Origin of the sequence: Pseudomonas abietaniphila (assembly GCF_900100795.1) — a bacterium.
Classification (GTDB): domain Bacteria; phylum Pseudomonadota; class Gammaproteobacteria; order Pseudomonadales; family Pseudomonadaceae; genus Aquipseudomonas; species Aquipseudomonas abietaniphila.
Map to the genome: position 1 here is coordinate 545,808 of NZ_FNCO01000002.1, position 19,005 is coordinate 564,812.

22 protein-coding genes are annotated in these 19,005 nt (G+C 58.5%); 8 read left to right on the forward strand and 14 right to left on the reverse strand.

All coding sequences use genetic code 11. The annotated features are described in order from the left end of the window. Window positions 1–3: 3 nt before the first annotated feature. Complete coding sequence (locus BLS87_RS05955; protein ID WP_074751012.1) at window positions 4–1,212, reverse strand: acetate/propionate family kinase; 1,209 nt, start codon at window positions 1,210–1,212, stop codon at window positions 4–6. A gap of 161 nt (window positions 1,213–1,373) precedes the next feature. Between BLS87_RS05955 and BLS87_RS05960 the strand changes: the two genes are divergently transcribed. Beyond that, window positions 1,374–1,934 carry a GNAT family N-acetyltransferase gene (locus BLS87_RS05960; protein WP_074751014.1) on the forward strand — a complete coding sequence of 187 codons (561 nt, stop codon included), beginning with the start codon at window positions 1,374–1,376 and terminating at the stop codon, window positions 1,932–1,934. Between the two features lie 45 nt (window positions 1,935–1,979). Here BLS87_RS05960 and BLS87_RS05965 read toward each other — a convergent pair whose 3' ends face one another. Continuing rightward, window positions 1,980–2,891, reverse strand: coding sequence for a universal stress protein (locus tag BLS87_RS05965; protein ID WP_074751016.1), 912 nt, complete (start codon window positions 2,889–2,891; stop codon window positions 1,980–1,982). Window positions 2,892–3,338: 447 nt separating this feature from the next. On the opposite strand from BLS87_RS05965, the gene fnr reads away from it, so the two are divergent. Continuing rightward, on the forward strand, window positions 3,339–4,091 hold the full coding sequence (fnr, locus tag BLS87_RS05970; RefSeq protein ID WP_074751018.1) for a fumarate/nitrate reduction transcriptional regulator Fnr: 753 nt from the start codon (window positions 3,339–3,341) through the stop codon (window positions 4,089–4,091). A 1-nt stretch (window position 4,092) separates the two neighbouring features. Here the strand turns inward: fnr and BLS87_RS05975 are convergent, their stop codons facing one another. After that, window positions 4,093–4,977 carry a universal stress protein gene (locus tag BLS87_RS05975; RefSeq protein ID WP_167362031.1) on the reverse strand — a complete coding sequence of 295 codons (885 nt, stop codon included), beginning with the start codon at window positions 4,975–4,977 and terminating at the stop codon, window positions 4,093–4,095. A 248-nt stretch (window positions 4,978–5,225) separates the two neighbouring features. Between BLS87_RS05975 and BLS87_RS05980 the strand changes: the two genes are divergently transcribed. Continuing rightward, window positions 5,226–5,699 carry a potassium channel family protein gene (locus BLS87_RS05980; RefSeq protein ID WP_074751399.1) on the forward strand — a complete coding sequence of 158 codons (474 nt, stop codon included), beginning with the start codon at window positions 5,226–5,228 and terminating at the stop codon, window positions 5,697–5,699. Between the two features lie 10 nt (window positions 5,700–5,709). On the opposite strand, the gene BLS87_RS34115 is transcribed toward BLS87_RS05980, so the two are convergent. The 4 genes from BLS87_RS34115 to BLS87_RS06000 are packed head-to-tail and all read right to left on the reverse strand — an operon-like array spanning window position 5,710 to window position 7,691. After that, window positions 5,710–5,838, reverse strand: coding sequence for a cation transporting ATPase C-terminal domain-containing protein (locus BLS87_RS34115; RefSeq protein WP_244165808.1), 129 nt, complete (start codon window positions 5,836–5,838; stop codon window positions 5,710–5,712). A gap of 17 nt (window positions 5,839–5,855) precedes the next feature. Beyond that, window positions 5,856–6,173: an HAD-IC family P-type ATPase gene (locus BLS87_RS34585; protein WP_074751022.1), complete on the reverse strand. Its 318-nt coding sequence runs from the start codon at window positions 6,171–6,173 to the stop codon at window positions 5,856–5,858. A 23-nt stretch (window positions 6,174–6,196) separates the two neighbouring features. Then, the gene (locus BLS87_RS05995; protein WP_074751024.1) at window positions 6,197–6,634 is read right to left on the reverse strand and encodes a cation-transporting P-type ATPase; all 438 of its coding nucleotides are present in this window, start codon (window positions 6,632–6,634) and stop codon (window positions 6,197–6,199) included. After that, on the reverse strand, window positions 6,618–7,691 hold the full coding sequence (locus BLS87_RS06000) for an NAD(P)-dependent alcohol dehydrogenase (RefSeq protein ID WP_074751026.1): 1,074 nt from the start codon (window positions 7,689–7,691) through the stop codon (window positions 6,618–6,620). The genes BLS87_RS05995 and BLS87_RS06000 overlap by 17 nt, the downstream gene beginning before the upstream one ends. Window positions 7,692–8,232: 541 nt before the next feature. Between BLS87_RS06000 and BLS87_RS06005 the strand changes: the two genes are divergently transcribed. Together BLS87_RS06005 and BLS87_RS06010 are read left to right on the forward strand one after the other, a co-directional pair. Continuing rightward, window positions 8,233–8,928 carry a hypothetical protein gene (locus BLS87_RS06005; RefSeq protein WP_074751028.1) on the forward strand — a complete coding sequence of 232 codons (696 nt, stop codon included), beginning with the start codon at window positions 8,233–8,235 and terminating at the stop codon, window positions 8,926–8,928. A gap of 138 nt (window positions 8,929–9,066) precedes the next feature. Beyond that, the gene (locus BLS87_RS06010; protein WP_074751029.1) at window positions 9,067–11,340 is read left to right on the forward strand and encodes a heavy metal translocating P-type ATPase; all 2,274 of its coding nucleotides are present in this window, start codon (window positions 9,067–9,069) and stop codon (window positions 11,338–11,340) included. Between the two features lie 76 nt (window positions 11,341–11,416). Here BLS87_RS06010 and BLS87_RS06015 read toward each other — a convergent pair whose 3' ends face one another. Next, window positions 11,417–12,364, reverse strand: a complete 948-nt coding sequence (locus BLS87_RS06015) for a universal stress protein (RefSeq protein ID WP_143024308.1) — start codon at window positions 12,362–12,364, stop codon at window positions 11,417–11,419. 328 nt (window positions 12,365–12,692) lie between these two features. Here BLS87_RS06015 and BLS87_RS06020 point away from each other — a divergent pair, with 328 nt between their 5' ends. Beyond that, window positions 12,693–12,947, forward strand: coding sequence for an Lpp/OprI family alanine-zipper lipoprotein (locus BLS87_RS06020; RefSeq protein WP_074751032.1), 255 nt, complete (start codon window positions 12,693–12,695; stop codon window positions 12,945–12,947). A gap of 133 nt (window positions 12,948–13,080) precedes the next feature. Here BLS87_RS06020 and BLS87_RS06025 read toward each other — a convergent pair whose 3' ends face one another. The 4 genes from BLS87_RS06025 to BLS87_RS06040 all read right to left on the reverse strand — a co-directional run bounded on the left by BLS87_RS06025 (window position 13,081) and on the right by BLS87_RS06040 (window position 15,231). Beyond that, window positions 13,081–13,500: a YeeE/YedE family protein gene (locus tag BLS87_RS06025; protein WP_074751034.1), complete on the reverse strand. Its 420-nt coding sequence runs from the start codon at window positions 13,498–13,500 to the stop codon at window positions 13,081–13,083. A gap of 2 nt (window positions 13,501–13,502) precedes the next feature. Further along, window positions 13,503–13,937 carry a YeeE/YedE family protein gene (locus BLS87_RS06030; RefSeq protein WP_074751037.1) on the reverse strand — a complete coding sequence of 145 codons (435 nt, stop codon included), beginning with the start codon at window positions 13,935–13,937 and terminating at the stop codon, window positions 13,503–13,505. A gap of 21 nt (window positions 13,938–13,958) precedes the next feature. Continuing rightward, window positions 13,959–14,186: a hypothetical protein gene (locus tag BLS87_RS06035; RefSeq protein WP_074751038.1), complete on the reverse strand. Its 228-nt coding sequence runs from the start codon at window positions 14,184–14,186 to the stop codon at window positions 13,959–13,961. A gap of 61 nt (window positions 14,187–14,247) precedes the next feature. Then, a complete protein-coding gene (locus BLS87_RS06040; protein WP_074751040.1) occupies window positions 14,248–15,231 on the reverse strand; it encodes a zinc-dependent alcohol dehydrogenase family protein in 984 nt (327 codons plus the stop codon). Between the two features lie 348 nt (window positions 15,232–15,579). On the opposite strand from BLS87_RS06040, the gene BLS87_RS06045 reads away from it, so the two are divergent. Further along, complete coding sequence (locus tag BLS87_RS06045; protein WP_074751042.1) at window positions 15,580–16,227, forward strand: BON domain-containing protein; 648 nt, start codon at window positions 15,580–15,582, stop codon at window positions 16,225–16,227. A gap of 51 nt (window positions 16,228–16,278) precedes the next feature. Here the strand turns inward: BLS87_RS06045 and BLS87_RS06050 are convergent, their stop codons facing one another. Then, window positions 16,279–17,187, reverse strand: a complete 909-nt coding sequence (locus BLS87_RS06050; protein ID WP_074751044.1) for a universal stress protein — start codon at window positions 17,185–17,187, stop codon at window positions 16,279–16,281. Window positions 17,188–17,572: 385 nt separating this feature from the next. Here BLS87_RS06050 and BLS87_RS06055 point away from each other — a divergent pair, with 385 nt between their 5' ends. Then, window positions 17,573–17,908 carry a hypothetical protein gene (locus tag BLS87_RS06055; protein ID WP_074751046.1) on the forward strand — a complete coding sequence of 112 codons (336 nt, stop codon included), beginning with the start codon at window positions 17,573–17,575 and terminating at the stop codon, window positions 17,906–17,908. 62 nt (window positions 17,909–17,970) lie between these two features. Here the strand turns inward: BLS87_RS06055 and BLS87_RS06060 are convergent, their stop codons facing one another. After that, complete coding sequence (locus tag BLS87_RS06060) at window positions 17,971–18,936, reverse strand: oxidoreductase (RefSeq protein WP_074751048.1); 966 nt, start codon at window positions 18,934–18,936, stop codon at window positions 17,971–17,973. Window positions 18,937–19,005: the final 69 nt, after the last annotated feature.

Consider the following 19,005-nt stretch of genomic DNA (forward strand, 5'->3'; position numbering starts at 1 on the left):
GGTTCAGGCGGTCTCGCGCAAAGCCCGCAGGGCGTGTCGAGCCATCATCAGGTTTTCGTCGGTAGGAATGACCCAGGCCGACACGGCGCTCCCCAGACAGGAGAGTCGAAGAGGTCCTTCAAGGGTGTCGTCGGTCTTCGGCTGCAAACCGAGCCATCGGCAACCGTCGAGGATGGCGTTTCGAACGCCGACGGCGTGCTCGCCGATGCCAGCGGTGAACACCAGCGCGTCAACGCCGCCGAGCGCCGCCGCCATGGTCCCGATTTCACGGACCACGCTGTGAACGAACAATGCAATGGCCTCTTTGGCCTCGGGTGCAGGGCTGCTGGCAAGCACTCGCATATCACTACCGATCCCCCCTGAAACCCCGACCAGCCCGCATTCGTGATAGAGCAGGTGTTCAAGGGTTTTCACGCTCAGGCCCCGTTCGCGCATCAAGTACAGCAGCACTCCGGGATCCAGACGTCCGGGCCGGGTGCCCATCAACACGCCGTCGAGCGTCGAGAAACCCATGGTGGTTGCGCGACTCACGCCATTGTTCATGGCGCACAGGCTTGCACCGTTGCCCAGATGAGCGACGATCGTTCGCCCTCGTGCAGCCTTTTTGTCGTAGTCCGGCAAAACGCTTGCGATGTATTCATAGGACAGACCATGAAAACCATAACGCCGCAGGCCTTGTTCGCTCAGTGCTCGCGGCAGCCCGAAGGTGTATTCCTGCGGCGCCAGTGTTTGGTGAAACGCGGTATCGAAGCAGGCAAACTGGGGCATGCGCGGGTGTTCATCGATGAGATAACTGATGGGTAGCAGGCACTGTCCCTGATGAAGCGGCGCCAATGGCGTCAACGCCTCCATTTCTGCCATCAGCCCAGGGTCGACCCGGCAGACCGCTTCGGCCCGAAGGCCGCCATGAACCACCCGATGGGCAGCGGCGCAAACCTGCCAGTCGGTGTGCTGCTCGATCCACTGCATCAGGTTCAGCAGTGTCCCCTGCCGGGAAGACGCCACGCCACGTGGCCATTGCTGTTGATCAGGTGACTGACTGCCCGTGCGCTGAAAGACCAGGGTCGACTGCTCGAGGGTGAGTTCGAATACGCCATGCCCATAACACTGAGGCCCCGACCAGGCGTCCGGATTGGCCTGATACAGGGAGAACTTCATGTTGGAGGATCCTGCATTGAGGACCAGCAGCACTTGGCGCGACACATCAGTCATGGGTCTCTCCCTGAACAACTCTCGACGCTCGGCCCGTTCACCGGTGGTCAGTCTCTGCGCGTGGCGGCAGTCAGTATTGATCTGGATCAGAAACGAACCACATGCGTGGCGTAAACAGACGGTTCCACCTTGTTTCTGGCCGGTAAATCGAGGACACACACATGACCACCCTGCCCCATACCGCCTCAACCCATGAGCCTGGCGTGAGAACCCGACATTGGGTCGATCCGTTGAATGACGGTACGCACATTCTGATTCGTCCTCTGGAAGCCAAAGACCGTGACCGGGAGTTCGCTTTTATCAGCGGCCTGTCGCCGGAATCCAGGCACTTCCGGTTCCTGAGCACGATCAAGGAGCCCAGTGAGCCGCTGATGAATCAGTTGATGGACGTGGATTACCGGCTGCGCATGGCATATGTCGCACTCACCATGGAGGGTGGTCAGTTGATCGAAATAGGGGTGGCGCGTTATGCCGCTGCACCTGGCGACAGCCAATGTGAATCGGCGGTCGTGGTTGCCGACAGATGGCAACGCAAAGGGCTGGCCAGAAGACTGATGCAGCACTTGATCGACGCTGCAAAAATCAACGGGTTCGAGTACATGATGTCGATGGACAGTTCAGCAAATACGCACATGCACCAACTGGCGGAGGACCTTGGTTTCGAATGCCAAACCGATCCGCTGGACGCCACGCAGGTGGTGTATCGCCTGAAACTGACATAACCCTCGAGACAGGCGCCGCCTGCCTGGCGGCGCCTGCCCTTTGCATCACTCGTCGGCGATATGCGGCTTTACGGCCAACAGGCTACAGGGCGCGTGATACGCCACTTGCTCGGTGGTACTGCCCAGCAGCCTGAGGGTGTGTCGGCGATGGACCGTTCCCATGACGACCACATCGATCCCTTCCGATAGCACCAAGGCTTCGATCTGTTTTGCCGGGCTGCCCATGGCCAGATGTTGCCGATTCTCGGGAACGCCAAATCGCTCCACCAGCTTGCGAAAGGCCAGCGCGTCGGTTTCATATAGCTGTTGCGCCAGGTCCGAAGAAAAGCCGTCATAGCCTCCCGATGCAAAGACGTAGGACAGGTCGTAGGCGTAGAGCAGGTGCAGTTCGGCACCACACTGCGCGGCCAGTTTTTCCGCAGCGGCGATGATGTCCCCGTTGAAATCGTCGTACTGCTCATCGGGGCGAAACGGGTCGACCGCCGCCAGCACCTTACGCGGTTTGGCGTGGGTCACATGGGACACCAGCTGCAAGGGCACTGGGCATTCATGCAGCAGGCGCAGGTCAAGAGAGGTGAACATGGCACGGCTAATCCACGACTCATGCTCCAGATCCTTGATCACCATCGAGGGGTTGAGCTCACGAATGTGCACCACGATTTCCGTGAATGCACGCAGGACCCACACCACTTCAGTGGTCACATGAACCCCTGTTCGACGCATGCCCTCGGCTTGCTCTTCAAGCCATTGGCGATGACGCTCCACGTAACCTTCGCGCATTTCTGCCAGCGCCTTTTCATTCACTAAACCCGCCGTGGCCAGGCCGTCGACATAATCGAACGCGACGATGTGCAGCGAAGCATCCATGGCCTTCGCCAGCGCGCTGGCCCGATCAAACGCCGGGGTCCTGTGCATGATGGGTGAAGCGATCAACATCAAGCGTTCTGAGTCGATCATGTGACACCTCCAAAAGCATCAACAGAGAGTAAGCCTGCGACGGCAAGGCTCGGGGTTCGGGTCTGTGCATGATTGTCGTTGGGGCCTGCCGTGACTTGATTTATGTCAGGCCGGTGCCAACAGCCGCGTCCTTTTCTAAAGGCGCCGGTGTCCAGCGGAGTAAACGGGCAACGAAGAGTCAGGCCGTGAACGTAAAATTCTGACCTGGATCAATATTTTCAGGAAACGCTGACGGGCTGGGGGTAAATACCGTTTTTCTATCCCGATGGACATAAATTGAACCCGCAGCAGCGCAGTCATTCCGAACGGATAGCCGGATATAACGCGCTTGAACATTCTTTATAACGCGAGGTTCAATCGACCTTGATCCACTGATCCAGAATGCCCCCCCGTTCAGTGGTGTTTGTGTTAAACCGTTCCTTGCCCCGCGAATAAAGGACCGCCGTTATGGAAGCACGACCGGTTACCGTGCCGAAGCTGCAACTCAAGACGGTGTGCTCCAATTGCACCGTCCGTGAGCTGTGCCTGTCGGTAGGCATGAGTGTCAGCGACGCCACACGTCTGTCTGACATCATTCCGCAACGAATCAAAGTCAAAAAAGGCGCCGCGCTTTATCACGCCGGCGATCCATTGCGTTCCCTGTATGCCGTGCGTTTCGGTTTTTTTAAAACCACGATCATTTCAGAGGACGGACGAGAGCAACTCACCGGGTTCCAGATGGGCGGAGAAATGCTGGGAATCGACGCCATCAGTGACGACCGGCATGTGTGTGATGCAATCGCCCTGGAAGACAGTGAGGTCTGCCCAATCCAGTTCAGTGAACTGGAGAAGCTGTCCCGGGACCTGCCTTCTCTGCAACATAACCTCAATCGCATTCTGAGCCAGGAGATTGTGCGGGATCATGAGATGCTGCTGTTGATGGGGAATTTGAACGCAGAAGAACGGATGGCCGCGTTCCTGCTTAATCTCTCCAACCGCATGAAACATCGGGGCTACTCACCGACTGCGTTCGTGTTGCGCATGACACGTGAAGACATCGGTTCCTATCTGGGGTTGCGCCTGGAAACCATCTGCCGGGCCATCGGTTACTTGCGTGACAACGCCATTGTCAGGATCTCTGGCCGCGCGGTGGAAATCCTCGATCTTGAACGCCTTAAGCTGCTCATCAATGGCTGCTCTCACCGCGCGCATCCACTGTGAATCAAACGTCGTCACCCCCGTTACGCGCCTTCACAATCAATACGCTACACGGCGCATGACCCAGCAAGACCTCGGCGGTATTACCCATGATTCGGGTAAGGTTGTGCCGAGGCAAGGTGCCCACCACCAGCAGATCAAACTCATTCTGACGGGCGAAGCCGTTGATGGTCGAAATCGGCGTGCCTGTCATGAAATGCCGGTGCCTGTCGTCAATTCCGTGACTCTGGCACAGTCTGGCGAACTCTTCCTCGTGGGCGTCGCTCAACGCTTCCTCAAATCCGCTTTCGACAGGCATCCCCAGCCGGGGCATCCCTGCTGCGTAAATCGACGACCAGTCATAGACATACAACACATGCACGCAGGCACCGGTCTGCCGGCCCAGCTCAGTGGCCTCCAGCAAGACCGCATCGTTCAAACGAAGATCGGCGTCGTCGGCCCGGTAAAGGTTCACCGCCGCGAGTATCTTGCGTGGCAACGCGTGAGGGGACGGGGTTACGAGCTGCGCAGGGCATTGACATCCTTGCAGCAGGTGCCAATCCAGGGGCGTTGAAAACACGCGCTTGAGAACTGATTCACGGTGTATATCCTTGATCAGCATTGCGGGCTGCATCGACGCCAGGCAATTACGGATTTCATCGACTACCTGATCGCTCCACATCACATGAACGCTGCAATCCAGGCCTCGCTTGCGTTCGTACGCGGCTTCGCTCTGCAGCCAGCGGCGATGAGTCTGCAGGTAGCTGTCGCGCAACGTCACCAGAACCTCCTGGTTGAACAGGCCGAGCACCTCAAGAACCCGGATGTAATCCACCGCGAGGATCCGCAAACCGCACTGACAGGCCTCGGCCAATGACACCGCACGCTCGAATGCGGGTGTGCGCTGCATTCTGGATGACGCGATCAAGAGAAGTTGTGCGGGATCGTCCATAGCCACCTCGGCGGAGACAGGGGGATGTGAGCGAGGCTCAGCGCCTGTTTTCCTCGCTCTGGAGCCAGTGTGACGAGGCTTTGACAGGGCCATCTGATGTAGATCAGAAATACCGCCGGTGGCGACATTCATTAAGGGAGGTGATTTTTATCAAACCCGATCTGGCGTAAGCGATGCACACTGAGGGCTTGCCGGAGGCCGTTCTCATGATTGTGATCACCCTGATCAATACGCTGATCATCACCACCGCCGTCATCGTCCATTACGAGTGCCTGATGCGGCTCAACCTGCTGATGCCCAGACTCAACATCTGGCATCGCTTCAGAATGGTGTTCGGTGTCCTCGGCGCATTGGTGGCGCATGCCATTGAAGTCTGGATTTTCGCGCTGGGGTATTACCTGATGAATGCGTCTGAACACCTTGGGCAACTGACCGGCGATTACGACGGCAGCTTCATGGACTCGGTGTATTTCTCCTTTACCACTTTCACCACCATAGGCTTCGGCGACATCACCCCGATCGGACCGCTGAAATTTCTGACGGGGCTGGAGGCGCTGACAGGTCTGGTACTGATCACCTGGACGGCCTCGTTCCTGTTCATCGAGATGCAAAAGTACTGGAGTGACCAGGACAAGCGCATTAAAGCGCGTCCGGGCGTTAACCGGCGTGACAGACATTGAGCGTCCTAACTCATGGGGTGTATTCGTTTGTTCCGCAGCAAGATAGGCACAGCGCCAGTGCGAGGGCGGGAAACACATCGGTAATCATGTTGAGCCAGAGGATATGCAACGGCACAAGCGGTAACGGGAGGCTACCCATGATTGCCAGAAAAACGGTCAGCAGCTCAGCCAGGTTGCAGGACAGTAAGTAGTGCACGAAATGAATGATGTTGGCATACAGAATTCTGCCTGCTCCACGGCCTTGACGATGGTTGAAAAGTTATCGTCGGTAATCACCATGTCAGCAGTCTGCCGCGCGACATCGGTGCCGCTGATCCCCATGGCGATACCGATATCTGCCTGCTTGAGCGCCGGCGCATCGTTCACCCCGTCCCCGGTCATCGCAACCACATGCCCCATCTGCTGAAACGCATGGACGATCTGCAGTTTATGCCGAGGTTCGGCTCGGGCGATGACAGCAGTGCGTGCCAGCACGCCGCCCAGGTCTGAGGGCTGATTTACGCCAGGGATTGAGCATGTATCGCTTCGTAGACCTTTCCATCGACCGATCGGTCAATGCCCAACCGGCGACCGATGGCCTGGGCGGTTGCGATTTGGTCTCCGGTAATGCGGATGACCCTGCTCCATTTCTCCTCGCACGCCTGCAGATTCAGCAGCGTTCGCTGCGCTTTCCATTCGGTAAAGAACCCGATCAGAGCGTTCAGGAGGATGACAACCAGGACCATCGCGGCTTCAAGCCTGTCGCCCATGATCCAGGCCAGTACAGTGGCGATTAGTAACAGCGCGACGATCAGGCTTCGGAATTGATTGATCGCGATCATCAGGGTCGAACGGCCCGTTGAGGGGGCCAGGTGATTGCGGCCATAAAGCTGTCGGCGGGCTCGGGTTTGATCTAAGTCAACAAACCGACTTCTTTGCTCAGGGGCAGATGGCAACCTTGATTACGCCATCGCGCTGGTGCGAGAAAAGCTCATACGCCGCCTCGATTTGGTCGAGCTTGAAGCGGTGTGTCACCAGCGAGGAAAAATCGACTGAGCCAGTGGCGACCACCGCCATGAGGCGCCTCATGCGCTCCTTGCCGCCGGGGCACAACGTGCTGGTGATGCTGTAATCGCCAAGCCCCGCAGCAAAACCGGCGAGCGGGATATTCAGATCGTGAGAGTAAACGCCCAGACTGGAAAGCCGACCACCCGGGCGCAGGACTTGAAGCGCCCACTGAAAAGTGCTCTGCGTGCCCAGCGCCTCGACAGATACATCCACGCCCCGACCATCAGTCAGTGCCATTATCTGATCGACCACATCCCCGGTCTTGAAATCGATGACATCTGTGGCCCCCATGTGCCGGGCGACCTTTAAACGCTCGGTGACCGTGTCGACACCAATAATGCGAGAGGCCCCTCTGAGGCGTGCTCCAGCGACAGCACAGAGCCCAATGGGGCCAAGCGCGAAGACTGCCACCGTGTCGCCTATGGTGATTTCACCTCGCTCCGCGCCGGAAAACCCCGTCGACATGATGTCCGGACACATCAGAACCTGCTCATCGCTCAACGCATCCGGAATGGGGCACAAGTTGGCCATCGCATCGGGAATCAGCACGAACTCGGCCTGGCATCCATCAAGGGTATTACCCAGCTTCCAGCCACCTGCCGCCTTGAACCCATGCCGTGTGCCGGGCCCATCCTGGGCACCACATCCGCACAGACACGCGTAACTGTGCCCGCTGGGCGTGATGGCGCCTGCGATCACGCGCTGCCCTTCGGTGAACCCTGTGACGTGTCTGCCCAGGCGCTCAATCACACCGACGGGCTCATGACCGACGATCAATCCGGGCGCCACAGGATATTCGCCCTTGAGAATATGCACATCCGTGCCACACAGGGTCGTCGTGGTGATGCGCAGCAGCGCGTCGAGCGGTCCGACCTCAGGGACGGGCTTGTCCTGCAGAACGATTCTGTTTTTTTCCACGAAAACCGCGGCTTTCATCATGTTCATGCTGATGCTCCTGGCTGCAGCGGCTGCGGCAGGGAAAACATCAGGTTGCGCTGATCGAGCGCCAGGAACTTGATCTTCATCAGGTTTTAAGGCTTCAGAGCTTAAATACGACAACGGGGCGCCATCAGGTCGTGGATGGCCTTTGAGCCGGATCGAGATGTCTGGCAATGGCGATGCGCAACCTCCAGAGACTCAATGCCCATGCAAAAAGCGAATGAAACGTCCGCGCCCTCCATGGAGCCGACGACCCGTTGCACACCTGTGTGTCAATCAAAGGCTTCACCCACAGCCAGATCGGTCATGTTGATGAAGATTGATAAAACTCAAGGGATCAATCTCCCGGATGGCGTACACAGAGATCACGCTTTCACGTGCGAAGAGTTATAGAGCGAGGATGACTTTCATGACCGACATTCAGAGAGGTGCATGTTCACCTGTCGTTTACCTGAGGCACTGAACAGTGGTCTGCAAGCGTCCTTCCGGTATTGGCTGACGGCCCCCTTCCCCCCTCTAAAGCAAGATCAAACGGAGTGATGACGCCATGAACGCAGCCGATAAGCTGAAATTGACCGTTTGGCTGAGAAGGCCCAGAAGCAGCTTCGGGTTGCTTGCGGGCATCGCTTCTTTCGTGGTGCTTATGTCGCTGGCAGCCTGGATGGAACACGCCTACGACCTGATGCTGAGCGCGCCTTTCACCTTGATCACCTTTCTTTTGGTCAGCATAGGCACCGGCATTGTCGTGCAACACCGATTCACCCTGCGTCTGGGTGACACCCTTTTCAACAGCCCCGCACAAGGCTGGCAACGCGCCTGGCACCAGCTTTCGACACGGGCCAGAGAATCAAACATTCTTCTGGCCATTTTGCTCGCCCTTTGCATCGGATTCCCAGTCACGATGTTCTATGCGGTGCAGTCGATTCAGACCATTGTCAGGGACTGTCAGCAGGATCTCGAATCCCAGGCTCAACTGTACGAAGAGCAAATCCCGACCACGTCATTCTCAAGACCGCTGTGTGAATGCCTGTCGCAGCAGTTTCTGAGGCAGAACGGTGTTGTGCGCCTCGCTTTGTTCAACACCAGAATTCTGGATATCACGGATTTCGAGGGCGTCACGCCAACCGATGAGCAAGTGTGTCTGAACAGTGTGCTGGGGGTAAACGTCGAATTGTTGTCTCGGCAAACGTCACCCGTCAGGTCTTGGGGCGCCTTGGCGCGTATGAAGCCCGTCCGCGAATGATGATCAACGCTTCCGCCGGGGCGGGTATCGAGAAGTCAAACAGCGTCCGGCCGACGAGGGGTTTTTATTCCTCCCACTTCCCGTTCACGTTCCTGTGCCTTGAATGCCTTGCGTGCGGATCAGTCAGAAGGAACGATCATGCAACGCAGCAAACTCGATCCCACGCTGTTACTGATTTCAATCGCCGCGCTGCTGGCCGGGATTCTGGCCGACGCATACGGGCGTCCCGAACTTACGCAGCTTTGCTGGATAGGCTCGGCGGTCCTGTTGATGGCGGTCACCGGTGTGGAGGTGGTTGTCAGCCTGCTACACAAGCAGGTCGGTGTCGACCTGATCGCCCTGTTATCCATAGCAGCTAGCCTGTGGTTCTCGCAGTTTCTGGTGGCTGCGGTCATTGCGATCATGCTCGCGTCCGGACGCTCTCTGGAGTTTTACACCTCCCAGCGAGCCGAGCGTGAACTACGACGCCTTATCCAGCGCGCTCCCACCTTCGCTTGGCAACTGGAGGGCGAGAGCCTGACGCAGGTCCCTTTAGAGCGTGTCGTCCCTGGCCAGCGAATTCTGGTGCGCATGGGCGAGGTGATCCCGCTCGACGGCGTCCTGGTGATCAATGGTGCAACCGTCGATGAGTCGGCACTCACGGGCGAACCGATTCCTGTCGAGTTTTCCGCGGGGGCGACTGTCAGAAGCGGTGCAGTCAACGTCGGAGCACCCTTTACGCTTCAGGTCACCCACCGTGCAGGCGAAAGCACCTATGCAGGCATCGTGAGAATGGCCGAAGCCGCACGGCGTTCAAAAGCGCCCTTTGTGCGGGCAGCGGATCGTTATGCGCTGATACTCATCCCCGTGACACTGTCGATAGCGGGTGTCGCCTGGGCGGTGTCGGGCGATCCGCTTCGCGCGCTGGCGGTGGTGGTGGTGTCGACGCCCTGCCCGCTCATTCTCGCGGTGCCGATCGCCATTCTCTCGGGTATTTCGCGCTGCGCCCGCCGCGGCATTCTGGTTAAAGACGGCGCCACACTTGAGGCAGTCGCGCAAACCCGCTTCCTGATGCTGGACAAAACCGGCACGCTCACCACCGGCCGTGCGTGCATCGACAGTGTAGAAACCGCGGGCGATATCAGTCAGGACCGCTTGTTGTATGTGGCAGCGTCGCTGGCACAAGCTTCCGTACACCCGGTGGCCAGTGCCATCGTCACCGCCGCACAGACGGCCGGCGTCGGACTGGGCGTACCGACAAACATCAGCGAAACCGCCGGGGCCGGGCTCAAGGGCCTTGTCGACGGACAGAGCGTCGAGCTGGGCAGCCTGACCTATCTTGGTACGCAGACGCCGTGGTCGGCGGCACTGCTGGCACGCCTGGATTACCAGGGCGCGGGCGCTAGTTTTATCGCCGTCGACGGCAAGCTCGCGGGCGCTGTGGTGTTCAGCGATCAGCTGCGCGTGGAGTCCGCTGGCGCCGTGCGCGCAATCAAACACATGGGTGTCGAAAAGGTCACCATGCTGAGCGGTGACCGGCTGGAAACAGCCCAGTGGATAGCCATTGGTGCGGGTGTCGACGAGGTACGCGCCCGTCTGGAACCTCAGGATAAAGTTCTCGCCGTCCAAGCCTCGTGCGCTATGGGCATGACGATGATGGTGGGAGACGGAATCAACGATGCACCGGCTTTGGCAGCGGCTGACATCGGTGTCGCGATGGGGGCAGCAGGCGCCAGCGCAGCGTCGGAAGCTGCGGGGATGGTGCTGTTGGTTGACCGGTTGGACCGTGTCGCACACGCCATGGAAATCGCTCGCCGCTCCTGCCGCATTGCCCGAGAAAGCATGCTCATCGGCATGGGTTTGACGATGCTCGCAATGCTCATTGCCGCTGCCGGGTACTTACCTCCGCTCGCCGGGGCTGTTGTACAGGAGGTCATCGATGTCGGCGTCATCCTTAACGCTCTGCGAGCGCTGACGCCACCGGGCTGGCGGACGCTGCCCAGTCTGGGCAGTGACCCTCTCGAACGGCTCGGTGACGATCATCAGGAAATGACGCAGGTATTGAAGAAGCTGCATCGTCTGGCCGGCGAATTTAATCGTCTTGGGCCTGAACGGGCCCGTACCGAATTGCGGTCATTGGTGACGCTGCTCGACGCGCAACTGCTGCCTCATGAACACGATGATGAAAACCGGCTCTATCCGTTTCTGGTTGCCTATCTGCACGGCGCCGACCCGTTGGCAGCAATGAGCCACACACATCGCGAGATTTTTCGGCTGGTGAACGTTCTCGAACACCTGAACGACAGACTGGCTCAAGATTCTGCCGAGGTTCAGAGAGACGAGATCCACGCGATGTTGATTCGGCTGGACACACTAGTCGCCCTGCACTTTTCGCAGGAAAACGAAATATTCAACAGCCTCGATCGACGTTGAACGGGGTTGGCAACACACGTTTCCCGCATATAAAGAAGCGCCCTTTCGAGCGCTTCTTGGTGTAAAGGGAGGGGATTCAAGTGAGATTCACGGCAGTGTATTCATGAGTCGATAAAGCCGGGCGCACGTGAACGTCGCGATCCTTGAGCGCCAGAAGACTGCAGGGTGGATGGCCGAGCACTCTCTGTGCGGTGCGGCCAAGCAGCATGTCCGTTGCCATGTAGTTCGTGGCGCCGAAGACCAGCACGTCGAAGTGGCAATTGCTCACATACTGATTGATGCTGCTCGCACAGGCGCCCACCACGAAGTGTCGGCATTGAGCAGAGATTGCATATTGATCCGCCAACAGATCGAAGCGTTTTCTGGCCTGCTCGTAGGTCAACAGCGAAGGCGGACAGAAATCGTTGCCCTCTGCGACCGGCAACGCTTCCCGGTCGTACACAGACAGTATGTGAACACTCGCGCCAAATGAATCAGCCAGCTGACTGGCAGCCTCGATGCTGCTGCGGTTCATCTCCCGCACCTGCGGTTCGTGATGCAGGACATCCACCGCTGCAACGATCTTGCGGGACGTCGCGGCGCCATCGTGCTGGACAAACAGCACGGGCACCCGGCTTTCGTGCAGCAGCTGCCAATCCAGCGTTGAGAAAGTACGTCCTTCTGAGGTGATCTCCTCTTCCAGGTCTTTGATGACGTAATCGACTTCGGCTTCTTCGATGTAATGACAGAGGTTGATCACGTTTCTCTCGCACCACAGAACTTCTGCACAGACTTGAAGGCCACCTTTGGACAACAAGCCAGCCTCGGCACTGAGCCAGCGCTGGAACGACCACAACGGCGATCGATGTGCCGTCTTTGGCTCTCCTTGATGAGCATCGACCTCGTCCAGGATGTTCTGGTGCACAAGCGCGACGATGCGCAAGGTGGCATTCATTCCTTGGGCCATTTGTGCCGCACGCTCAAATGCCAACGTGCAGACCATTCGGGATGGGGCAATCAGAAGCAATCGTTTAGGTTGTGCCACCGCACACCTCCTTGGCGTATCCGGCTCAGTCCTCACCTGAAGGTTCGGATGAGCGGACAGCAGGACTGTCTATGAGGGGACGCATGCAGGCCTCCTGCTTCGTCCCGGCGTATTAGACACGCCGGACTGCTCCGCTCGGCGAAATCACCCTGATACTGTCCACTTTCTGACAGACCGACGGATTGATTAAGATCAACTGAGATGCACGCCCAAACACCTTAGTCGCAGAGCGCTTCTGACTTTAATCAAACGGTTTTCCCGTGGTAGCGATACGGTTCGGTCACCCGGCAGCTTTTGCCGTTTCTATCGCCACCACGAGGAATACCCCATGAAACGCCTATCCATGACTGCTTTCGTCGTCATTACCCTTGCCCTTACAGCCGGTTGCGGTCACCGACATGCTCAAGAAATGAACGCGCGCATGGAAGCCGTTGAAGACACCGCAGCGACCGCTCGGCTTAGGGCAGATCAGGCCTACGACAAGGCAGAAATGGCGATGAGTGCGGCGACTCAGGCGCAGAGGACAGCTGATGAAGCGAATGAACGGGCCATTCGCATGATGGAAAAGGCCACGCGTAAATAGCGTGTGGATGAGCCGCCAGTTCGGGTTTGGCGGCGGCTTATGATCCGGAATCGGATGAATCAGAGGTACAACCGCTGGCGTTAGGTGCGGCCGTGTGTCAGCGCAAAGCCCCCTCAGCACTCAGCACTCAGCTTCATCGGCTGCGCCGAGCCTCTGGAACCGTGAATAACAGCATGCCTGCCACCATGGCCAGCATGAACACAATAACTTGCCAGTGCCCTGTCAACAGGATTGCTACGGCGGGTCCGGGGCAAATACCTGCTATTCCCCAGCCGATACCAAACAACACGCTGCCGCCGATCAGGCGCCGGTCCAGCGAATGTTTCATCGGTAACTGCATGGGGTTTCCCAAGATCGATCTCGACTGTCGGCGAGCCCAGGCCATGGGGCCAATGGCCACAGCAATTGCCCCTACCATGACCAGTGCCAGAGAAGGATCCCAAGCGCCGGATACATCAAGGAATGCCAGCACCTTTTGAGGGTTAGCCATGCCCGCCAGGAGCAGACCCAAACCAAACAGAATGCCGGCGAGCAATGCGGTCAATTTATTCATGTTCAGCTTCCCCAAAAGTGACGTGAGACAAACACCGTGGCGACACCGCTGAACATGAAACACGCCGTCGCCACGATTGAACGAGGCGAGGCCCTGGCGATTCCACAGACGCCATGGCCGCTTGTGCAGCCAGCGCCATAGCGTGTGCCGACGCCAACCGCCAACCCGGCGACTATTAACCCGGGCCAGCCGCCGGAAAATTCAAGGGTCGGAAGCGAGCTGAACAGGCTCCAGAGCAGTGGCGCCACTAGCAACCCTGTCAGAAAGAGCACATTCTCGATTGCCCCGGTGCGGCGTCGTTGCAAAAGGCTGCCGATCAACCCGCTGATGCCAGCAATACGACCGTTGGCGACGATGAACAGACTGGCCGCCAGGCCAATCAACATGCCACCGATAAGGGATGACCAAGGTGTGAAATTGGGCCAGTCGATCGTCATGGGTTTCTCACTTGCGGTGAATTAAAGGTCCAGATCATGCACCAGGCGATCGTAATCCGTGCCCAGGTTGACGGAGGTGAAACCCGATCGTTTATACCAACGATGAACCGGATAATCAGTGCAAAGGTCTGTCGAGGTCATGGTGCCGAATCCGGGTGCCATTCGCTGCCAGGCATCAGCAACGGCCACCGAGCAATCACCTGCGCGTGAGTCGGCAATCAGTGTCGCAGTGTACTCGTTGGCGAACATAGGTCTCTCCCGGCGTGATGAGGCCACGTCCCAGCGGGGGGGGGCCGACGCCTGAGTGCGTTCAGGGGATGAGCACCGCTGCGCCCTGAAACACACCTGAACGCAGATCGTCCAATGCCTGGTTGGCTTCGTGCAGCGGATAGCTGTGCGTGTGAGTGACGATCCTTATGTCCCTGACCCGCTCGAAAAACTCGATGCCGTCCTGACGGGTCAAATTGGCCACCGACAACAGAGAGCGCTCTTCCCACAACCAGCGATACGGAAAACGCGGAATATCGCTCATGTGGATACCGGCGCACACCACTCTTGCGCCCTTGCAAACGGCGTGCAGTGCCAGCGGAACCAGCGCGCCGACCGGTGCAAATATGATGGCGGCGTCCAGCGGTTCCGGAGCAAGCTCGTCAGAACCGCCCGCCCACACCGCGCCTAGAGACTTTGCAAACGCACGCGCTTCGTGGTCACCGGGCCGAGTGAACGCAAAGACCTCCCGACGCTGTGTAATGGCAACCTGAGTGATGATGTGAGCCGCCGCACCGAAACCATACAAACCCAGCCGTTTCCCAGGGCCGGCCATGGACAATGCCCGCCAGCCGATCAAACCGGCGCATAACAGCGGCGCGACTGACTCGTCAGTGCCTCGTTCATCCAGAGCGAAAACAAAACCCGCGTCGGCCACGGTCGCAGTGGCAAAACCGCCATCAAGGGTGTAACCGGTAAAACCCGGCGAATCGCAGAGGTTTTCTCGATGGGAGCGGCAGTAGCTGCACCCCCCACACGTGTGGCCCAGCCAGGGCACACCGACCCTGTCGCCTGGTTGGAAGCCCTTTACACCGGCACCGATTGCCGAGACACGCCCGACGATTTCATGGCCAGGAATCAAAGGAAGATGCGGATGAGGCAATTCCCCGTCGACAACATGAAGATCAGTGCGACAGACGCCGCAGGCTCCCACATCGATCAGTACCTGTCCCCTCCCGGGCGTGCGGTCCGGTAACTGGCAATGCACCAATGGCTCGCCAATACGGTGTAAGACCATCGCGTACATGCTACCTCCGACCTTGAGCGATGCCTGGCGGTGAGTGCCTCGTCGGGCGTTTGTTGTTGTCGGCTCCTTCGGCGTGAACCAGCCCCCGCCCCTAATGCGTGGCGCATCGAAACGGAACCGGGCAACCCCAAGACTGAGGCTGTGGGCATCGATCGTTATTGACGAAAGTCAGAAAACCTCGCTGCCGGTACTGGCCTGTCTGGACACCCCAGGCAAACACCACGTGAGGTTAGATGCCTCGCGAAATCCTGATAAAGCTCAACGTTTTTTTCTTCTGTACGCGTTCAATGGACGGTGTTCATTGGCATGGCCCGTCCCGGGGTCATTCACGTATCTAGGGGAGCGAACATGAACGACTTGATGCTGCGCAGAACCATTCTTGACGAACTTGAATTTCAACCCCACATCGACGCTGCCGCCATAGGTGTAGCCATCGAGAATGGCGTGGTCTGCCTGACCGGCCATGTGAAAACCTACGCAGAAAAGATCGCGGCCGAGCGGGCGGTCAAAAGCGTCAAGGGGGTAAAGGCCGTTGCCGAGGAGATTAAGGTCAGGCTTCCTTCAGAACTTGATGTCGGGGACGAATCCATCGCCTCGCGGTGCATGGATGTGATTCGGTGGAACAGCTCCATCCCGCAAGACCGCATGCAAATCAAGGTGCAGCAGGGTTGGGTGACCCTGGAAGGTGAAGTGGACTGGCAATATCAGAAAGAAGCGGCTCAAAGCGCGGTCCGAAAGCTGGCGGGTGTGGCCGGCATCAACAACCTGCTGGTGGTTCGGCCCAAGTCCGATCCGGATGACATCAAGGCGCGTATCGAAGCGGCCATCGCGCGAAATGCCGAGCTCGATGCCAGCAAGATCCGCGTGACCGTTGAGGGCAAGACAGTCAAGCTCGAAGGCCACGTCGATCTGTGGATGCAGAGGAAGGCCCTTGAGACAGCAGCCTGGGCGGTGCCCGGTGTATGCCATGTCGAAAACTACATTCTGATCGCCTGACCTGTCGGCCCGGACAACAAATGTGCATGCGTTGTCCGGGCCTTGGGCTCGTCAGAGCTGTGATCCGGGATGGATGGTCAGTAAGCTGCTGGGGAGATGATGAGCCAGTTGCTCGGTGGTACTGCCTATCAGTTTGTTGACGATGTCGCGGTGCACCGTACCCAGCACCACGACGTCAATGCCAGCACTTAGCATGAACGTCTCGATGACTTTGGCTGGATTCCCCATCATCAGATGCCGGCGGTCATCGGGAACGCCGTAGCGGTCAGCCAGCTTCGCAAAACCTGAGCGCTCGTGCCTGTAGAGCTCGTCTATCACGGATGGCTGATAGCCAAACCCGCCGTCCAGCGCATACACGTACGACAAATCATAGGCGTACAGCAGATGCAGTTCGGCATTGCACTGCTCTGCCAGCGTTTGAGCTTCTGCGATGATCCGGTCATTCAAACGTTCGGCCTGATCGTCAACGCGGAAAGGATCGACAGCTGCGAGAATTTTGCGTGGAATACCGTGCTGAACCTTGGCAACCAGGTGCAAGGGGGCCGGGCAGCTGTGCAGCAACCTCATGTCCAGCGAGGTGAACAACGCCCTGCTCAGCCAGGACTCGTGCAGCAGGTCCTTGATGACCATTACTGGGTCAATGCCGTGGATATGATCCAGAATGTCTTCGAACGGGTGCTTCGTCCACGCCACCTCAGTGGTCACATGGACGCCCATGTGACGGATCCCGGCGGCCTGCCCATCAAGCCACTCACGATGGCGGAACACATAACCCTCGCGCATTTCTTCAATCGCCGTCTCATTGACGAGGCCTGCGTTGGCGATACCTTCAACGTAATCGAAGGCAACGATATGCAGCGCTGCAGACTTGGCCTTGGCCAGGGCGGCCGCGCGATCAAACGCTGGCGTGCGGTTCATGAGGGGTGAAGCAATCAGTAGTATTCGCTCGATTTCGGCCATTTCACACCTCCACAGGTTCAACGGGTCCGCAGCGTCTCAGCGACGGCGGATGTCGAGGTCAGTGTGGGTCTGGCACAGGTTGGCGCGCTTGACGTATGTCAGAAGACGCCTGTACCCAGTGCAGTGGCGTGTCCTCAAATTGCTCGGCCACAAACCGTAGCCGATCACGTACTGGGCATTGTTGCTTTCCCGGCGATAAAGTCGGCGGCAGCGCCCAACCTCTCCGCCCGGGGAATCAGGCTCGGACCTGTTTGACGAGGAGCTGTGTAATTTTTTCTAGGCGCCGCCGATCGGTGGTGGCAATATACTGGCGCCAGAAGAAGGATCAGAAGGCCGTTAGAGCTCTCGGTCTGCCCATTGCCCTAACCTGCTCTGTGAGTTAACCATGATTGCGTTTCTTGCCCCGGTACCGCCTGAGGTCGCCGCGGGGCTTTCTACTTTGACGTTCCTGACAGGCTGGATATTCGCTCGCTTCAAGACCAAACCGCTTCGTGCTTTTTGGGTCGGGACCGAAGATGTCTACGCCGCACGCTCCGAATCACATGCGCTCAAGCTCGCCACAGATGACGGCGCGAAGTTTTTAACGCTTGACGACATTGATGAGGTTTGCGGGCTACCGCTTTACTATCCGATGCCTGACGAAGCCGAGACTGGGCAAACGCTTGCCCAGTTGCTGCGAAAAACCCGAACGCCAGGCTGGATTGCAACCGCACGCGGCTGATCGCTAGCGCTACCGGCACGCGAAGCATCCGTTGTCGGTCGCGAAGACAATGGCTTGGCCTTTCAGACGCTCATCCCCGTCCACTGCTCCGACAGACGCCAAAGCCGTTCAGCGTATTCCGGGTCGACCGCCCACTGCGCCACGCCTTTACGCCCGATTTCCGAGCGGTTGAGCGTGGCGATATTGCAGTCTTCGCAATAGACACCGCCTTGGCCTTCCAGCGCGGGACTGGTCGCACACCACAAACCGGTCGATGCACCTTGCTCCAGCGTCTTGAGACCGAGCTCGGGCGCGATTTTCTGCTCCCCGTTTTCGTCGAACACGTCAAACGCGGCAATCTCGGCGCTGCTCAGATGGCGGCCGAGGTCCGTCAGGATCTGGCCGGGATGCAGCGAAAACGCACGAACACCCTGCTCGCGTCCTCGGCGGTCGAGTGCCACGGCGAACAGGGCGTTGGCGGTTTTCGACTGACCATAGGCTGTCCATTTGTCATACGTGCGACGGATGAAATCGATGTCGTCGAAGTCCACTCCCGCGATCTGGTGACCCCGCGACGACACGGCAATCACGCGCGCGTTACCCGAAGCCCGCAACGCGGGCCACAGTCCACACGTGAGTCGGTAGTGCCCGAGGTGATTGGTGGCAAACTGGCTTTCGTGCCCGGCAGCGTCGCGCAATAGCGGCGACGCCATGACGCCCGCGCAATTGATCAACAGTGAGACCGGATGCCCACGCCCGACCACGTCTGCGCAGAACGCCTGAACAAAGTCGGGACTGGCCAGGTCCATCGGTTGGACCGTGACGTTCCTGACACCGGCCAAGGCAACGCGGGCGCGCTCCATATCCCGGGCCGGCACAATCACCTGCGCGCCTGCGTCGGCCAGACATTTTGACGTGACCAGGCCCAGACCGGAGTAACCGCCTGTGACAACGGCGAACTGTCCTGACAGGTCCACGCCCGCCATCACCTCGGCGGCGGTGCTGGCCGCATCGAACGGTGAAGAAATCGGCTGCTGAAGCGTTGTCATGAAAAGGTCCTCGCTGAGTAGTAGAGCGGATGATTCTTCGCTAAGGTGTCCGGACGAACCAGCTCAAAT

What these genes read in the sequence shown, in the direction of transcription:
- BLS87_RS05955 (WP_074751012.1), bottom strand. Translation starts at nt 1,212, where the DNA reads ATGACTGATGTGTCGCGCCAAGTGCTGCTGGTCCTCAATGCAGGATCC.
- BLS87_RS05960 (WP_074751014.1), top strand. Translation starts at nt 1,374, where the DNA reads ATGACCACCCTGCCCCATACCGCCTCAACCCATGAGCCTGGCGTGAGA.
- BLS87_RS05965 (WP_074751016.1), bottom strand. Translation starts at nt 2,891, where the DNA reads ATGATCGACTCAGAACGCTTGATGTTGATCGCTTCACCCATCATGCAC.
- fnr (WP_074751018.1), top strand. Translation starts at nt 3,339, where the DNA reads ATGGAAGCACGACCGGTTACCGTGCCGAAGCTGCAACTCAAGACGGTG.
- BLS87_RS05975 (WP_167362031.1), bottom strand. Translation starts at nt 4,977, where the DNA reads ATGCAGCGCACACCCGCATTCGAGCGTGCGGTGTCATTGGCCGAGGCC.
- BLS87_RS05980 (WP_074751399.1), top strand. Translation starts at nt 5,226, where the DNA reads ATGATTGTGATCACCCTGATCAATACGCTGATCATCACCACCGCCGTC.
- BLS87_RS34115 (WP_244165808.1), bottom strand. Translation starts at nt 5,838, where the DNA reads ATGGGTAGCCTCCCGTTACCGCTTGTGCCGTTGCATATCCTCTGGCTC.
- BLS87_RS06000 (WP_074751026.1), bottom strand. Translation starts at nt 7,691, where the DNA reads ATGAACATGATGAAAGCCGCGGTTTTCGTGGAAAAAAACAGAATCGTT.
- BLS87_RS06005 (WP_074751028.1), top strand. Translation starts at nt 8,233, where the DNA reads ATGAACGCAGCCGATAAGCTGAAATTGACCGTTTGGCTGAGAAGGCCC.
- BLS87_RS06010 (WP_074751029.1), top strand. Translation starts at nt 9,067, where the DNA reads ATGCAACGCAGCAAACTCGATCCCACGCTGTTACTGATTTCAATCGCC.
- BLS87_RS06020 (WP_074751032.1), top strand. Translation starts at nt 12,693, where the DNA reads ATGAAACGCCTATCCATGACTGCTTTCGTCGTCATTACCCTTGCCCTT.
- BLS87_RS06025 (WP_074751034.1), bottom strand. Translation starts at nt 13,500, where the DNA reads ATGAATAAATTGACCGCATTGCTCGCCGGCATTCTGTTTGGTTTGGGT.
- BLS87_RS06030 (WP_074751037.1), bottom strand. Translation starts at nt 13,937, where the DNA reads ATGACGATCGACTGGCCCAATTTCACACCTTGGTCATCCCTTATCGGT.
- BLS87_RS06035 (WP_074751038.1), bottom strand. Translation starts at nt 14,186, where the DNA reads ATGTTCGCCAACGAGTACACTGCGACACTGATTGCCGACTCACGCGCA.
- BLS87_RS06040 (WP_074751040.1), bottom strand. Translation starts at nt 15,231, where the DNA reads ATGTACGCGATGGTCTTACACCGTATTGGCGAGCCATTGGTGCATTGC.
- BLS87_RS06045 (WP_074751042.1), top strand. Translation starts at nt 15,580, where the DNA reads ATGAACGACTTGATGCTGCGCAGAACCATTCTTGACGAACTTGAATTT.
- BLS87_RS06050 (WP_074751044.1), bottom strand. Translation starts at nt 17,187, where the DNA reads ATGGCCGAAATCGAGCGAATACTACTGATTGCTTCACCCCTCATGAAC.
- BLS87_RS06055 (WP_074751046.1), top strand. Translation starts at nt 17,573, where the DNA reads ATGATTGCGTTTCTTGCCCCGGTACCGCCTGAGGTCGCCGCGGGGCTT.
- BLS87_RS06060 (WP_074751048.1), bottom strand. Translation starts at nt 18,936, where the DNA reads ATGACAACGCTTCAGCAGCCGATTTCTTCACCGTTCGATGCGGCCAGC.